Below are 15,075 nucleotides of genomic sequence, written 5' to 3'. Positions count from 1 at the left end.
CAGGCAAGGCACCACCGGAGGCCACGCGCCACCGGAGACCGGGCACCACCAGGTAGCACGCACCACCGGAGAGCAACGCACCGCCGGGCACCACGCCCCACCATCGGAGGACGGACAAGAGATGGCCACCGCGTATGAACCGTACGGGCCGGGGACGGAGCCCCGCCGCGGCTCCCTGCTGCCCGCGGCGCTGCGGGCGCCCTTCGAGGCCCGTGTCTGGCGGGAGTTCCTCTATCTGGTGCTCAGCTTCCCGCTGTCCCTGCTGACCTTCTGCTACGCGATCACGATGCTCGCGCTCGGTGTGGGCCTCCTGGTCACCTTCCTCGGCATACCGGTGCTCGGGGTCGCCCTGGCGGGGTGCCGGGGCATCGGGGCCATGGAGCGGGCCCGCGCCCGCTCGCTGCTGCGCCTGGAGGTCGCCGATCCCGAGCCGGTGCGGTCGACGACGCGCCGTTCGCCCAAGCCCGGCCCGTTCGCCTGGGTGGGCGCGCTGCTCAGGAGCGGCACCTCCTGGCGCCATGCGCTCTACGCGGTGATCCACTTGCCGTGGGCGATCTTCGCCTTCGTCGTGTCGATGGTCCTGTGGGTGAACGCGTGGGGCTTGCTGACCTATCCCCTGTGGCAGTGGGTCCTCCCCACCTACACCGACAACCAGCCGGGCATACAGCTCTTCGAGGTCGACGGCCGCGGCTTCTTCCTCGACAGCCCGCTCGAGATAGCCGCCACCAGCGTCGTGGGCGCGCTGCTGCTGGTGGCGACGCCGTTCCTGATACGTGGGCTGACCGCGGTCGACCGGCTGATGGTGTCCGGACTGCTGGGCCCCTCGCGGCTCGCGGAGCGCGTGTGGGAGCTGGAGTCCGACCGGGGCACGGTGGTCGACACGGCGGCCGCGGACCTGCGCCGCATCGAGCGCGACCTGCACGACGGGGCACAGGCCCGGCTGGTCGCCCTCGCCATGGATCTGGGCCTGGCGAAGGAGAAGCTCCAGGAGGACCCGGAGGCGGGGGCGCGGATGGTCGAGGAGGCGCACGGCGAGGTGAAGCTGGCCCTTCAGGAGCTGCGCGACCTCGCCCGCGGCATCCACCCGGCGATCCTCACCGACCGGGGCCTGGGGCCGTCCCTGTCCGCCCTGGCGGCGCGCTGCACGGTGCCGGTGCGGGTCTCCGTGGACCTGCCGGAGCGGCCGGCGGCCGCCATCGAGGGCATCGCCTACTTCACCGTCTCCGAGCTGCTCCAGAACATCAGCAAGCACAGCGGCGCCCGGACGGCCACCGTGGAGGTGTGGCGCTCCGACGACCGGCTGATGCTGCAGGTCTGCGACGACGGGCGGGGCGGGGCGGACGCCCGGGCCGGGTCGGGGCTGGCCGGGCTGGCCGAGCGGCTCGACGCGGTCGACGGCCTCCTCGTCGTCCACTCCCCGGCCGGCGGCCCGACCTCGGTCACCGCCGAGCTTCCCTGGCGGGGATGAGGCACGGCCACCCCTCTGCCCCGCTCTCCCCCGCGCGGTGCGCCGCCCGGTGAGCGTGCCTGGCATCGGGCGGTCTCGATCCCTGGGATGCTGGGGGCCGAGGAACCGACGAGTGGGGGCGGGTTGTGGAGGACAGGGTGCGGGTGGTCATCGCCGAGGATTCGGTGCTGCTCCGGGAGGGGCTGACCCGCCTGCTGACCGACCGGGGACATGAGGTGGTCGCGGGCGTCGGCGACGGGGACGCGCTGGTGAAGTCGGTCCAGGAGCTGGCCGACGACGGCGCGCTGCCGGACGTCGTGGTCGCGGATGTGCGGATGCCGCCGACGCACACCGACGAGGGAGTGCGGGCCGCCATCCGGCTGCGCCGCGACCACCCGGGGCTGGGTGTGCTGGTGCTGTCCCAGTACGTGGAGGAGCAGTACGCCACGGAGCTGCTCGCGGGCAGCAGCCGGGGTGTGGGCTATCTGCTGAAGGACCGGGTGGCCGAGGTCAGGGAGTTCGTGGACGCCGTGGTGCGGGTGGCCCGGGGTGGCACGGCGCTCGACCCGGAGGTCGTGGCGCAGCTGCTGGGGCGCAGCCGCAAGCAGGACGTGCTGGCCGGGCTTACCCCGCGCGAGCGGGAGGTCCTGGGTCTGATGGCGGAGGGCCGTACGAACTCCGCGATCGCCAAGCAGCTGGTGGTGAGCGACGGCGCGGTCGAGAAGCACGTCAGCAACATCTTCCTGAAGCTCGGGCTGTCGCCGAGCGAGGGGGATCACCGCCGGGTGCTCGCGGTGCTGACCTATCTCGGTTCCTGACGCCCGGCGGACCGGCGGTCGTAGCACCAAAGAACCACTTCAGCCCGTAGTGGGAGGATCGCTCGACATGAGCACGGGGGCATCCGCAGAGCATGACAATTCGCCACAGACAGGGGTCGCGTCGGGCCGTCCACTATGCGATCCGGTCAGGGAAGGCGACCCTTACCGACGTACGATGGCCAGGGGACAACCGGTCGGCACCGATGTCCACGAGCGCCGCCTCAAGGGAGGTCCGAATCAGTGACCAGCCAGGTCAGTAGCCCGGCCGAGCAGGCCGAACCAGCCGATCAGCAGGACGGGCCGACGCTCGTCGGGGGACAGCGAGCGGGGGACGGCGGCAAAGAGGTCCGCCGCCTGGACCGGGTGATCATCCGCTTCGCCGGCGACTCGGGCGACGGTATGCAGCTCACGGGTGACCGGTTCACCTCGGAGACGGCGTCATTCGGCAATGACCTGTCCACGCTGCCGAACTTCCCGGCCGAGATCCGCGCCCCCGCCGGAACCCTCCCCGGCGTGTCGAGCTTCCAGCTCCACTTCGCCGATCACGACATCCTCACCCCGGGCGACGCGCCGAACGTGCTGGTGGCGATGAACCCGGCCGCGCTGAAGGCCAACCTGGGCGATGTGCCGCGCGGCGCCGAGATCATCGTCAACACGGACGAGTTCACCAAGCGGCCGATGGCCAAGGTCGGCTACGACCAGAGCCCGCTCGAGGACGGCTCGCTGGACGGGTACAACGTCCACCCCGTGCCGCTGACGACGCTGACGATCGAGGCGCTCAAGGACTTCGGGCTGTCCCGCAAGGAGGCGGAGCGCAGCAAGAACATGTTCGCGCTCGGCCTGCTGTCGTGGATGTACCACCGCCCGACCGAGGGCACCGAGAAGTTCCTGCGCCAGAAGTTCGCCAAGAAGCCGCAGATCGCCGAGGCCAATGTGGCCGCCTTCCGGGCCGGCTGGAACTTCGGCGAGACGACGGAGGACTTCGCGGTCTCCTACGAGGTGGCGCCCGCCTCCTCCGCGTTCCCGCCGGGGACCTACCGGAACATCTCCGGCAACCTGGCGCTGTCGTACGGGCTGATCGCGGCCTCGCACCAGGCGGACCTGCCGCTGTTCCTGGGCTCCTACCCGATCACGCCGGCCTCGGACATCCTGCACGAGCTGTCCCGGCACAAGAACTTCGGCGTGCGCACCTTCCAGGCGGAGGACGAGATCGCGGGCATCGGCGCGGCGCTGGGCGCCGCGTTCGGCGGGGCGCTCGCGGTGACCACCACCTCCGGCCCCGGCGTGGCACTCAAGTCGGAGACCATCGGGCTCGCGGTCAGCCTGGAGCTGCCGCTGGTGGTGATCGACATCCAGCGGGGCGGCCCCTCGACCGGTCTGCCCACCAAGACCGAGCAGGCCGACCTGCTGCAGGCCATGTACGGGCGCAACGGCGAGGCCCCGGTGCCGATCGTGGCCCCGAAGACCCCGGCGGACTGCTTCGACGCGGCGCTGGACGCGGTGTGGATCGCGCTGACCTACCGCACCCCCGTCTTCCTCCTCTCCGACGGCTACCTGGCCAACGGGTCGGAGCCGTGGCGGGTGCCGGACCTCGAGGAGCTGCCGGACCTGCGGGTCCGCTTCGCCACCGGTCCCAACCACACCCTGGAGGACGGCACCGAGGTCTTCTGGCCCTACAAGCGCGACCCCGAGACGCTCGCCCGCCCCTGGGCGGTGCCCGGCACCCCCGGTCTCGAGCACCGCATCGGCGGTATCGAGAAGCAGGACGGCACCGGCAACATCTCCTACGACCCGGCCAACCACGACCACATGGTGCGCGTCCGGCAGGCCAAGGTGGACGGCGTCGAGGTGCCGGACCTCACGGTGGACGACCCCACCGGCGACGCCCGCACGCTGGTGCTGGGCTGGGGCTCGACGTACGGGCCGATCACCGCCGCCGTGCGCCGGGTGCGTGCCGCCGGGGACTCCATCGCCCAGGCCCATCTGCGCCACCTCAACCCCTTCCCGGGGAACCTCGGCGCGGTCCTGGCCCGCTACGACAAGGTGGTCGTGCCCGAGATGAACCTCGGTCAGCTCTCCACCCTGCTCCGCGCCAGGTATCTGGTCGACACCCGCTCCTTCACCCAGGTGCGGGGGCTGCCATTCAAGGCCGAGCAGCTTGCGACGGCCCTTAAGGAGGCCATCGATGACTGAGACGATCGCGGAAGGGCTCTCCTCCGTCGACGCGCTTTCGCTGGTGCCGAAGGCCGGCGCCAAGCAGACCATGAAGGACTTCAAGTCCGACCAGGAAGTGCGCTGGTGCCCCGGCTGCGGTGACTACGCGGTCCTCGCCGCCGTCCAGGGCTTCATGCCCGAGCTGGGCCTGGCGAAGGAGAACATCGTCTTCGTCTCCGGCATCGGCTGCTCCTCCCGCTTCCCGTACTACATGAACACCTACGGGATGCACTCGATCCACGGCCGCGCCCCGGCCATCGCCACGGGCCTGGCCGCCTCGCGCCGGGACCTGTCGGTGTGGGTGGTCACCGGTGACGGCGACGCGCTGTCCATCGGCGGCAACCACCTCATCCACGCGCTGCGGCGCAACGTGAACCTGAAGATCCTGCTCTTCAACAACCGCATCTACGGGCTCACCAAGGGCCAGTACAGCCCGACCTCCGAGGTCGGCAAGATCACCAAGTCCACGCCGATGGGCTCGCTCGACGCGCCCTTCAACCCCCTGTCCCTGGCGCTGGGCGCCGAGGCCGGGTTCGTGGCCCGCACGGTGGACTCCGACCGCAAGCACCTCACCCAGGTGCTGCGCCAGGCGGCCGCCCACCCGGGCACCGCGCTGGTGGAGATCTACCAGAACTGCAACATCTTCAACGACGGCGCCTTCGAGGTCCTCAAGGACAAGCAGCAGGCGGAGGAGGCCGTCATCCGCCTGGAGCACGGCAAGCCGATCCGCTTCGGCACCCCGTTCCGCGAGGAGGACGGCGGGGACGGCCTCGGCTCCAAGGGCGTCGTCCGCGACCCGGCCACCGGCGACCTGAAGATCATCGACGTGACCCGGGAGGGCACCGGGGCGGTGCTGGTCCACGACGCCCACGCCGCCTCGCCCACCACCGCCTTCGCGCTGACCCGGCTCGCCGACCCCGACACGCTGCACCACACCCCCATCGGGGTGCTGCGCGATGTCACCCGGCCGGTGTACGACACGGAGATGGCGACCCAGCTGGAGGCCGCCGTCGAGCAGAAGGGCAAGGGCGACCTCGGCGCCCTGCTGGCCGGCCACGACACCTGGACGGTCGTCGGCTGACCCCAGGGTCGATTTCGCGCATACGCGGGCGGGTGCCCGCCCGGGGCGTCTGACGGCGCCCCGGGCGGGCACTCGCCGTTGAAAGGCACGGGCGACGGGCCTCAGGCGCGAGCCGACTTGGCGGCGTCATACGCCTCCCGGGCGGCCATGACCTCCGGAATCTTCTCGTCCGTCCACTGGGCCAGCGCCCACACCCGCCGCGCCGCCTCCTCACCGAGCCCGGTCAGGGAGTAGTCCACATGTGGCGGAATGACGGGATGCGCCTCGCGGCGCACAAAGCCGTCCCGCTCCAGCGTCTGGAGCGTCTGGGCGAGCATCTTCTCGCTGACGCCGCCGATCGCGCGCCGCACTTCGCTGAAGCGGTGGGTGCCGCGCAGCAGCACACCGAGGACGAGAACGCCCCAGCGGCTGGTGACATGCTCCAGCACCCCACGCGCCGGGCACATGGCCGCGTCGGGGCCACCTGTCAGCACACCCTCATCACTTACCGACATGCCAGTACCTTACTTCGAAGTGGGTACTTTCTCAGAGTTAGCGCTGAGGCTAAGGTGGTCCACAGAACGGATTCATAGGGAATAAGAGAATTAAAGGGAGAAATCAGACATGAGCATCGTCGTCACCGGAGCCACCGGCCACCTCGGCCGCCTCGTCATCGAAGGCCTGCTGGAGAAGGTCCCCGCGGACCAGGTCGTGGCCGTGGTGCGGGACGCCGGCAAGGCCGCCGACCTGGCCGAGCGCGGCGTCCGGCTGCACGTCGCCGACTACAGCCGGCCCGAGACCCTCCAGGGCGCCTTCGCGGCCGGCGACAAGGTGCTGCTGATCTCCGGCAGCGAGGTCGGGCAGCGCGTCCCGCAGCACCAGGCCGTCATCGACGCCGCCAAAGCCGCGGGCGTCGCCCTCCTCGCGTACACCAGCATCCTCGGCGGCCCCGCGGCCGACTTCACGCTGGCCGACGAGCACAAGGCCACCGAGCGGGCCATCGAGGCCTCCGGCCTCCCGTACGTGCTGCTGCGCAACGGCTGGTACCACGAGAACTACACCGAGCAGCTCGCCCCCGTGCTGGATCACGGCGCCGTCGTCGGCAGCGCGGGCGGCGGGCGCGTCGCCTCCGCCGCGCGCGCCGACTACGCGGCCGCCGCCGTCGAGGTGCTGACCGGCGAGGGCCACGAGGGCAAGGTCTACGAACTCAGCGGCGACACCGCCTGGAGCTTCGAGGAGTACGCCGCCGAGATCGCCAGGCAGACCGGCAAGGAGATCGCGTACGGCCCGGTGCCGGCCGAGACCCACAAGACCATCCTGACCGGCGCCGGCCTCCCCGAGCCGTTCGCCGAGATCCTCGTGGACGTCGACGCCGCCATCGCCCGCGGCCGGCTGGCCGCCACGCCCGGCGACCTCTCCCGACTCATCGGCCGGCCGACCACCCCCCTCGCGGACTCGATCGCGGCGGCCCTGAAGGGCTGAATCCCCCGCCTCCCGGCCCTCCGGCACAACGGCCCGCTTGTCATGACCGTATGGCGATACGCAAATGACAAACGGGCCGTTCCGGCGCTACCTTCGACAGGACGTCGTGCCGCCGGGAGGACACGTGAAGCCGCAGAGCCAGCAGCACCGCAGCGGACTCATCTACGGCTTCGCCGCCTACGGCATGTGGGGCCTGGTGCCGCTCTTCTGGCCACTGCTGGAGCCCGCCGGGGCCGTCGAGATCCTCGCCCACCGCATGGTGTGGTCGCTGGTGGCCGTCGCCCTCGTCCTCCTCGCGCTGCGCCGCTGGTCCTGGATACGACCGCTGCTGCGGCAGCCCGCACGGCTGGGGATGATCACGCTGGCCGCGGTCGTCATCTCCGTCAACTGGGGCCTGTACATCTGGGGCGTCAACAGCGGCCATGTCGTCGAGACCTCGCTCGGATACTTCATCAACCCGCTGGTCAGCATCGGCTTCGGCGTCGTGCTGCTGCGCGAGCGGCTGCGGCCGGCGCAGTGGATCGCGGTCGGCGTCGGCGCGGTCGCCGTGGCGGTCCTGGCGATCGGCTACGGCTCGCTGCCCTGGATCGCGCTCACCCTGGCCTTCAGCTTCGCCACCTACGGCCTGGTCAAGAAGCGGATCGGGCTGAACGGGCTCGAGTCGCTCGCCGCCGAGACCGCCGTCCTGTTCCTGCCCGCCCTCGGCTTCCTGATCTTCCTCTCCGCACACGGCGACAGCACCTTCTCCACCGAGGGCGCCGGGCACTCGGCCCTGCTGGCCAGCAGCGGGCTGATCACCGCTATCCCGCTGATCTGCTTCGGCACGGCGGCCGTGCGGCTGCCGCTGTCGACGATCGGGATGCTCCAGTACATCGCCCCGATCTTCCAGTTCGCGCTCGGCGTCGCCGTCTTCCACGAGTCCATGCCGCCCGAGCGGTGGGCGGGCTTCTCTCTCGTATGGCTCGCCCTCGCCCTGCTCACCTGGGACGCGCTGCACACGGCCCACCGGGCGCGGGCACGGCTGCGCGAGGCCGCCGCGCGCGCCGCCACGGCGGCACGGGACGGGAACGCGGCGGAGGACCCCGTCCCCGGCTGAGCCGCCCGGCTCCGACGCGCCAACAGGCCGCGCGCCGCCGCCCACGGGCGCCCCGCACGGCTCATCGCCGCACGGGCACGGCACGGGGTCGATATCCGACGGCCGCTGTCCGAATTCCGCCCTTGACGCCGTGTCAGCGCGGGCCGCAGCATCTGCCTTTGCGACACTCCGCTTCGCGTGCCACCGCTTCACCGTGCGACCGCTCCACCGTGCCGGCGCCTGACCGTGCCGACGCTTCACGCTCCCCCCGCCCCACCGGTGCGTGCACCACACAGCGTCACGTTCATTCCGTCCTGTCCTCGTTCGGAATCGGAGCCCCCCATGTCGTCATCCGGAAGATCCTTGACCCGCCGCGCCGCCACCGCCGCCACGGCGGCCGGCACGGTCCTCGCGGCCCTGGCCGTGGCGGCGCCCGCCGCGCCGCTGTCCCCGGCCGGGCCGGCCCCGGCACCGGTCCCGGCGGCGGCCACCGCCCTCGCCGCGCCGGACATCCCGGTGGCCAACGTCAAGGCCCACCTGACCCAGCTGCAGTCCATAGCCACCGCCAACAGCGGCAACCGCGCCCACGGCCGCCCTGGCTACAAGGCCTCGCTCGACTACATCAAGGCCAAGCTCGACGCGGCCGGGTTCACCACCACCGTGCAGCAGTTCACCTCCGGCGGCGCCACCGGCTACAACCTCATCGCCGACTGGCCCGGCGGGGACACCGACAACGTGGTGTTCTCGGGGGCCCACCTGGACTCCGTCTCCGCCGGTCCCGGCATCAACGACAACGGCTCGGGCTCCGCGGGCGTCCTGGAGACCGCGCTCGCCGTCTCCCGGGCCGGGCTCAAGCCCACCAAGCACCTGAGGTTCGGCTGGTGGGGCGCCGAGGAGCTGGGGATGGTGGGCTCCCGGTACTACGTGAACAGCCTGTCGTCCGCGAACCGCGCGAGGATCGACTCGTATCTCAACTTCGACATGATCGGCTCGCCCAACCCGGGCTACTTCGTCTACGACGACGACGCGCGGATCGAGTCGGTGTTCAAGGACTTCTTCGCCGCCAAGGGCGTGCCCACCGAGATCGAGACGGAGGGCGACGGGCGCTCCGACCACGCGCCGTTCAAGAACGCGGGCGTGCCGGTGGGCGGCCTGTTCAGCGGCGCCGACTACATCAAGTCCGCCGCCCAGGCACAGAAGTGGGGCGGCACCTCCGGCCAGGCGTTCGACCGCTGCTACCACCGGTCCTGCGACACGACGAGCAACATCAACGACACCGCGCTCGACCGCAACACCGACGCCATCGCCTACGCCGTGTGGACCCTCAGCAGCTGACGGCCCCCGCTCCGACGGCACCACGCCCCGGCGGCACCGCGCGGGGCACCGCGCCCCGGCGGGCGGCTCACTCGCGCTCGTCCTGCCGGGCGCGCAGTGCCCGCACCTTGTGGCGGTTGCCGCAGCGCTGCATCGAGCACCAGCGGCGCCGGCCGGGGCGCGAGGTGTCGACGAAGAGCAGATAGCAGTTGCCCGCTCCGCACTCGCGGATGCGGTCGGCGTACGGACCGGAGAACAGCTCGACGGCGTCGCGCGCGACCGTCGACACCAGCTGGGCGGCGGTCGCGGGGTGTCGCCACCCGCGGCCGCCGTCGTCGTGGAGCACGGGGACCAGCGGCTGCCCGGCGGCGGCCTCATTGACGCGGGCCACCTCCTCGGCGGGCAGCGGGCGGCCGTGCGCCCGGGCGGCGGTCAGCCGCCACAGCGCGTCGCGCAGCCGCTTGGCATCGGCCAGGCCGGCGGGGGTCACCTCGATCTCGGGCGTCGGCCGGAGCCGCGACCGGGCGGCCCACACGGCCAGGTCGGCGGGGTGGTGCAGGACCTCGCGCCACGCGTAGGCGCCGGGGCCGCCGGTGGGCAGCAGCTCCAGGCAGAGGGCCCCGGGGTCGAAGCGGTAGGGCACCCCTTCGGATGAATGGAGGATCAGGCCCATTGCGGACTCCGTCATGTAACCAGTATAACTGGTGTCAGGTCACCGCGCGGCACGACGAGCGCGCAGCAGGACAAGCACGAGGCACAACAGGCACGGGCACGACAGGCACGGGCACAACCGGCACGGGGCACGACAAGCACAGGGCAAGACGAGGGGGACGCGGGACGATGGCGTTGCACTGGAAGCTCGTGATGGACGCGTGCGATCCACACCGGCAGGCCGCCTTCTGGGCGGAGGCGCTGGGCTACACCGTGGAGGACAACAGCGCGTTGATCGAGCGGCTGCTGGGATTCGGCGCGATCGGCGAGGAGCTGCTGACGGAGTTCGAGGGGCGGCGCGCGTGGCGTGATCTGATCGCCGTCCGGCACCCCGACGATCCGTTCGACGCGGAGAGCGGCACGGGCCTCGGCCGGAGGATCCTCTTCCAGCGTGTGCCCGAGACCAAGACGGTGAAGAACCGCCTGCATCTGGATGTGCACAGCGAGGCCGGGCAGCGGGAGGCCGAGGTCGCCCGCCTGGAGAAGCTGGGCGCGGCGGTGATACGGCGGGTGAAGGAGCCCGGTGGGGAGTGGATCCTCATGGCCGACCCGGAGGGGAATGAGTTCTGCGTGCACTAGGGAGACACCCCCTAGCGGTGGGTGCGCTCAGACTGTGATGTCCTTCGCGGTGAACCGCGCCCAGGCCGCCGAGCCGAACACCGCCACGTAGAGCGCCTGCAACCCGAAGTTCTTGGCGAGCTGGTCCCAGTAGACCGGGTCCCGCAGGACGTCCGCGAAGGACAGCCAGTAATGGGGGAACAGATACGGCTGGATCGCGTGCAGCTGCGGAATGGTGTCGAGGATCTGCACGGTGACCAGCAGACCGACGGTCGCCGCCATGGCCGCGATCCCGCTGTTGGTCAGGGTCGAGATGAACAGGCCCACCGTCGCGATGCCGATGAGGGAGTACGCCACGAGGCCCGCCACCGCCAGGGCCCGTAGCAGTCCGTCCGCGAACGAGACGGTGGTGCCCGAGATCAGCGTGACATCGCCGAGAGGGAAGAGCAGCGCCCCGGTCGCCAGCCCGGCGGCGGCCACCACAAGGGTGGCGACCAGACAGAAGGCCATGACGGTGGTGCCCGAGATCAGCGTGACATCGCCGAGAGGGAAGAGCAGCGCCCCGGTCGCCAGCCCGGCGGCGGCCACCACAAGGGTGGCGACCAGACAGAAGGCCATGACGGTGGTGAACTTGGCGAGCAGCAGGCGGGTCCGCCCGGCCGGGGCGACCAGCAGATAGCGCAGCGTCCCGGAGCCCGCCTCGCCGGCGACGGCGTCACCGGCGATCACTCCGATGGCCATCGGCAGGAAGACGGGCAGGGTCGCCGCCAGGGACGCGAAGACCAGGAAGATGCCGTTGTTGGTGATCTGGGCGAAGAAGGCGGGGCCCTCGCCGTCTCCCCCACGCCCCTGACCGAACGATCCGCCGTCGCTGGTCTCGATCTTCACCGCGATTCCGACCAGCACCGGGATGGCCGCCAGCACCCCGAGCAGGGCGATGGTCCGCCAGCGGCGGAAGGTGGTGCCCAGCTCGCTGCGGAACAGGGCGAGCGTCCACAGCGGGCCCGGCCGCCGGGCCGGCGCCCCGGCCGAGCCGCCGCCCGCCTTGCTCATGCGCGCTTCCCCGCCCGCCTCAACCCGCGACATCGAAACCCTCCCCGGTCAGCGCGACAAAGGCGTCCTCGAGCGAGGCCCGCTCGGTACCGAAGGCCCGGACCCGCACTCCGGCCCGCACAAGGGCGGCGTTGAGGTCCGCGAGATCGAGCGGCGGGGCGCTCCCGCCGGACGCGGGCAGCTCGCCTGTGACGCGCTCCTCCAGGGCCACGATGTCCGTCACCCCGTGTTCCTTCAGGACGCGGACCGCCTCCGCGGGGTCCGGGGTGGTGATGGACAGTCGGCCGCGGCTGCCGGCCGCCAGCTCTGCGACGGTGCCCTGGACGATGAGCCTGCCTTGGGTCATGACCGCCGCATGGGTGCACACTTGTTCGATCTCATCGAGGAGGTGGGAGGAGAGGAAGACGGTGGTGCCGTCGTCGGCCAGTTCGCGCACCAGCGTGCGGATCTCCCGCATGCCCTGCGGGTCCAGACCGTTCGTCGGCTCGTCGAGGACGAGGAGTTCCCGCGGTTGGAGGAGCGCGGCGGCCAGGCCGAGGCGCTGTTTCATGCCGAGGGAGTAGGCGCGGGCCTTCTTGCGCGCCGCGGCCGTCAGGCCCACCCGCTCCAGGGCGGCGGAGACCCGGGCGGCCCGGGTGCCCGGATCCGCGGTGGGGTCGGCGGCGTCGAAGCGGACCAGATTGTCCCGGCCGGTCAGAAAGGGATACAGGGCGGGGCCCTCGATCAGAGCCCCGACCCTCGGCAGCACGCTCCGGGCGGCGCGCGGCATGGGGGCGCCGAGCAGCCGCGCCCGCCCGGCGGTCGGCTCGATCAGGCCCATCAGCATCCGGATGGTGGTGGTCTTCCCCGAGCCGTTGGGCCCGAGGAAGCCGAAGACGCTGCCGCGCGGCACGGTCAGGTCGAGCGAGTCGACCGCGAGCTGGCCGCCCCGATAGCGCTTGGTGAGCCCGCGGGTCTCGACCGCGGCGCGGGCGGCCGGGTCCTCGGCGGACGGCTGATCCACGGGCTCCCCCTTCGTCAGACGGTCACTTGGCCGCGTCTGCGGCGTCGATCAGGGCGCTCTTGTCCACCGCTCCGACGAAGACCTTGCCGTCCTCGGTGATCAGGGCGTTGACCAGGCGGGTGCTGAGCACCGTGCCGGATCCGAAGTCCCCCTTGACCTTCTTCCCCAGTCCGCCGAGGAACTCGCTGGGCCCGCCCCCGCCGCTCGCGCTGGCCGGCAGCCCGCCGGGGAGGTCCAGCCGCGCCACCGAGTCCCAGCTCTTGCCGACCACATTCAGCCCGGGCAGCTCGCGCAGCCGCTTCTCGTCCGCCTTGGCCTCGTGCTTCGCGGCGCTCTTCTCGGTGACCTTGGCGCCCTTGGACGGGGTGAAGTCGAAGGTGCTCGCCTTGGGCTTGCCGAAGTCCACCTGGGTGAAGCCCACCTCGACCGCCGCCTTGCCGCCGCTCTTGGGCTCCAGCGTGAACTTCAGCGGCACACCGTTGTCGGCGTCCACGGCGATGCGGATGGAGCCGACCGTCGAGTGGCTCTGCTTGGGACGGATCAGCAGTTGGTAGGCGTCCCGCCCGGCGACCCTCGCGGTGCCGTCCACCGTGACCCGGGTGGTGTCGTCCACGGCGGCGAGCGCCTTCTTGGCGGCCTGCTGCGGGGTGAGACCGCTCAGGTCCTGGGGCACCTGGCGCCCGTGGTCGCCCTTGGCCGCCTTCCCGGGGGCCTCGGCGTGGTAGACGGAGTTGTCGGCGCTGTTGTACGCCCAGACCTCGTCGCCGTTGTGGATGACGCTGTACTCGGCGGCCTTCTCGATGATCGAGACCCGCTGCCGCTCCGGCCCGTCGGCGGCCACCCGCAGGGTGTGGGTGCCGGCCGCGAGCTCGACGAGCTTGGACTCCGGCGAGGCCGCACCGTCGCCGCCGCCTCGCTTCCCGCCGCCCAGGTCGGCGAGCGAGCCGCCCCCGGGGAGGGAGGGTATGCCCAGATCGGTGGTGATCTTCACCGAGCCGGACAGCTGCTCGGTGTCCGATGCGGCGATCTTGCTGATCAGCTCCTCTGCCGTGATCTTCGGCAGATCGGGAGCCCCGGTGCTGGCCAGCGCCGGGACCAGCCCTATCGTCGCCGCCGCGATGCCGGCCACCCCCACCGGGACGGCGTAGCGGACGGCCTTGCGGCGCCCTGTCGGTCGATCCTCGTCCCAGAAGCCGTCGTCGGCGACCTGTGTCGGTCGGATCCGTGCCATATGTGCTCTACCTCCGTCGTCGGCGGCGGTTGTCAGCCTCGCACTCGTCCACCTCTCGGGCCATTGTCACCCGATACCGCCGTGTGGTGGCTGTTCCATCCCACCAAAACGGCCGTCACGGCGCGTCAGCCGACAGGATCACGTGTGGGTACCGCTGAGGTAGGACCCCCGTGGGCCGCTGGTCGGACCCCGGGGAGCGAAGACTCCGGGTCGGAGCCCGGTGTCGGAGCCCGGTGTCGGAGCCCCGTGCCGGAGCCCCGTGCCGGAGGGCGGAGGCGGAGGACGGAGGCGGAAGGCAGGGCAGGGGCAGGGGTCGGGGTCGGGGCTGGGCTCAGCCGGCCCGGTGGACCACCGCGTCGCACAGCCCCTCGAGCGCGGCCTTCGCCGCTCCCTCGGGCAGCGGCGCCAGCAGCGCGCGGGCCTCCGCCGCATAGCGGAGGGTGTCCCGGCGGGCCTGCTCCAGCGCCGGATGGGCGCGCAGCCGCCGCAGCACCTCGCCGAGGACCCCGTCGTCGCTGAGGTCGCCGGCCAGCAGCTCGCACAGCTCGCGGTCCTCGGCCGAGCCGGTCGCCTCCGCCTGCGCCCGCAGATGGAGCACCGGGAGGGTGGCGATGCCCTCCCGCAGGTCGGTACCGGGGGTCTTGCCCGACTCATGGCTGTCGCTGGCGATGTCCAGCACGTCATCGGCCAGCTGGAAGGCGATGCCCAGCCGCTCGCCGTACTGGGTGAGGATGCTGACGACGGACTCGTCGGCCCCCGACATCATCGCGCCGAACCGCCCGGAGACCGCGACCAGCGAGCCGGTCTTCCCCGCGAGCACGTCCAGGTAGTGCTCGATCGGGTCACGGCCGCCCTTCGGCCCCGCCGTCTCCAGGATCTGCCCGGTCACCAGCCGCTCGAACGCCTCGGCCTGGATCCGCACCGCCTCGGGCCCCAGGTCGGCCAGGATGTGCGAGGCGCGCGCGAACAGGAAGTCGCCGGTGAGCACCGCCACCGAGTTGCCCCAGCGGGCGTTGGCGCTGGGCACGCCCCGGCGGACGTCCGCCTCGTCCATGACGTCGTCGTGGTAGAGCGTCGCCAGGTGCGTCAGCTCCACGACCCGAGGGCAC

General features: G+C 71.8%; 14 protein-coding genes. 8 read left to right on the top strand and 6 right to left on the bottom strand.

Features of this window, described 5'->3' with window-relative positions; genetic code table 11:
- Positions 1-121 precede the first annotated feature (121 nt).
- The 4 genes from BBH68_RS15880 (at position 122) to BBH68_RS15865 (ending at position 5,560) form a co-directional block, all read left to right on the top strand.
- Entirely contained in the window at positions 122-1,468 is a 1,347-nt protein-coding gene (locus BBH68_RS15880) for a sensor histidine kinase (RefSeq protein ID WP_065962906.1), read from the top strand.
- Positions 1,469-1,605: 137 nt separating this feature from the next.
- Positions 1,606-2,265, top strand: a complete 660-nt coding sequence (locus BBH68_RS15875) for a response regulator transcription factor (RefSeq protein ID WP_076970856.1) — start codon at positions 1,606-1,608, stop codon at positions 2,263-2,265.
- A 240-nt stretch (positions 2,266-2,505) separates the two neighbouring features.
- Complete coding sequence (locus BBH68_RS15870; RefSeq protein ID WP_065962903.1) at positions 2,506-4,458, top strand: 2-oxoacid:acceptor oxidoreductase subunit alpha; 1,953 nt, start codon at positions 2,506-2,508, stop codon at positions 4,456-4,458.
- Complete coding sequence (locus BBH68_RS15865; protein ID WP_065962901.1) at positions 4,451-5,560, top strand: 2-oxoacid:ferredoxin oxidoreductase subunit beta; 1,110 nt, start codon at positions 4,451-4,453, stop codon at positions 5,558-5,560. Before BBH68_RS15870 ends, BBH68_RS15865 begins: the two co-directional genes overlap by 8 nt.
- 101 nt (positions 5,561-5,661) lie before the next feature.
- On the opposite strand, the gene BBH68_RS15860 is transcribed toward BBH68_RS15865, so the two are convergent.
- Positions 5,662-6,054: a winged helix-turn-helix transcriptional regulator gene (locus BBH68_RS15860; RefSeq protein ID WP_065962899.1), complete on the bottom strand. Its 393-nt coding sequence runs from the start codon at positions 6,052-6,054 to the stop codon at positions 5,662-5,664.
- 109 nt (positions 6,055-6,163) lie between these two features.
- On the opposite strand from BBH68_RS15860, the gene BBH68_RS15855 reads away from it, so the two are divergent.
- The 3 genes from BBH68_RS15855 to BBH68_RS15845 all read left to right on the top strand — a co-directional run bounded on the left by BBH68_RS15855 (position 6,164) and on the right by BBH68_RS15845 (position 9,431).
- A complete protein-coding gene (locus BBH68_RS15855; protein WP_065962898.1) occupies positions 6,164-7,021 on the top strand; it encodes an SDR family oxidoreductase in 858 nt (285 codons plus the stop codon).
- A 124-nt stretch (positions 7,022-7,145) separates the two neighbouring features.
- Positions 7,146-8,117, top strand: a complete 972-nt coding sequence (rarD, locus tag BBH68_RS15850; RefSeq protein ID WP_065962895.1) for an EamA family transporter RarD — start codon at positions 7,146-7,148, stop codon at positions 8,115-8,117.
- Between the two features lie 342 nt (positions 8,118-8,459).
- Positions 8,460-9,431, top strand: a complete 972-nt coding sequence (locus BBH68_RS15845; protein ID WP_104531312.1) for a M28 family metallopeptidase — start codon at positions 8,460-8,462, stop codon at positions 9,429-9,431.
- Between the two features lie 67 nt (positions 9,432-9,498).
- Here the strand turns inward: BBH68_RS15845 and BBH68_RS15840 are convergent, their stop codons facing one another.
- Positions 9,499-10,098 (bottom strand): CGNR zinc finger domain-containing protein, encoded by a 600-nt coding sequence (locus BBH68_RS15840; RefSeq protein WP_065962891.1) that lies wholly within the window; start codon positions 10,096-10,098, stop codon positions 9,499-9,501.
- A 152-nt stretch (positions 10,099-10,250) separates the two neighbouring features.
- On the opposite strand from BBH68_RS15840, the gene BBH68_RS15835 reads away from it, so the two are divergent.
- Positions 10,251-10,700, top strand: coding sequence for a VOC family protein (locus BBH68_RS15835; protein WP_065962889.1), 450 nt, complete (start codon positions 10,251-10,253; stop codon positions 10,698-10,700).
- Between the two features lie 27 nt (positions 10,701-10,727).
- Here the strand turns inward: BBH68_RS15835 and BBH68_RS15830 are convergent, their stop codons facing one another.
- The 4 genes from BBH68_RS15830 to BBH68_RS15815 all read right to left on the bottom strand — a co-directional run.
- Positions 10,728-11,732 carry an ABC transporter permease gene (locus BBH68_RS15830; protein ID WP_065962887.1) on the bottom strand — a complete coding sequence of 335 codons (1,005 nt, stop codon included), beginning with the start codon at positions 11,730-11,732 and terminating at the stop codon, positions 10,728-10,730.
- Between the two features lie 19 nt (positions 11,733-11,751).
- Positions 11,752-12,735: an ABC transporter ATP-binding protein gene (locus BBH68_RS15825; RefSeq protein WP_245738074.1), complete on the bottom strand. Its 984-nt coding sequence runs from the start codon at positions 12,733-12,735 to the stop codon at positions 11,752-11,754.
- 22 nt (positions 12,736-12,757) lie between these two features.
- Positions 12,758-13,966, bottom strand: coding sequence for a LolA family protein (locus tag BBH68_RS15820; RefSeq protein WP_065962884.1), 1,209 nt, complete (start codon positions 13,964-13,966; stop codon positions 12,758-12,760).
- 331 nt (positions 13,967-14,297) lie between these two features.
- Positions 14,298-15,075: polyprenyl synthetase family protein (locus BBH68_RS15815; RefSeq protein WP_065962907.1), on the bottom strand; the 778-nt coding region annotated here is incomplete at its 5' end.

The sequence above is a fragment of the Streptomyces sparsogenes genome, assembly GCF_001704635.1.
Lineage (GTDB): Bacteria > Actinomycetota > Actinomycetes > Streptomycetales > Streptomycetaceae > Streptomyces > Streptomyces sparsogenes.
Note: the sequence above shows the minus strand (reverse complement) of the source record. Positions and strands in the feature narration are given on the sequence as shown.

Excerpts from the sequence above, each read along its gene's own strand:
- BBH68_RS15865 (WP_065962901.1), top strand. The coding sequence starts at position 4,451 with ATGACTGAGACGATCGCGGAAGGGCTCTCCTCCGTCGACGCGCTTTCG.
- BBH68_RS15855 (WP_065962898.1), top strand. The coding sequence starts at position 6,164 with ATGAGCATCGTCGTCACCGGAGCCACCGGCCACCTCGGCCGCCTCGTC.
- BBH68_RS15835 (WP_065962889.1), top strand. The coding sequence starts at position 10,251 with ATGGCGTTGCACTGGAAGCTCGTGATGGACGCGTGCGATCCACACCGG.
- BBH68_RS15880 (WP_065962906.1), top strand. The coding sequence starts at position 122 with ATGGCCACCGCGTATGAACCGTACGGGCCGGGGACGGAGCCCCGCCGC.
- BBH68_RS15860 (WP_065962899.1), bottom strand. The coding sequence starts at position 6,054 with ATGTCGGTAAGTGATGAGGGTGTGCTGACAGGTGGCCCCGACGCGGCC.
- BBH68_RS15820 (WP_065962884.1), bottom strand. The coding sequence starts at position 13,966 with ATGGCACGGATCCGACCGACACAGGTCGCCGACGACGGCTTCTGGGAC.
- BBH68_RS15840 (WP_065962891.1), bottom strand. The coding sequence starts at position 10,098 with ATGACGGAGTCCGCAATGGGCCTGATCCTCCATTCATCCGAAGGGGTG.
- BBH68_RS15830 (WP_065962887.1), bottom strand. The coding sequence starts at position 11,732 with ATGAGCAAGGCGGGCGGCGGCTCGGCCGGGGCGCCGGCCCGGCGGCCG.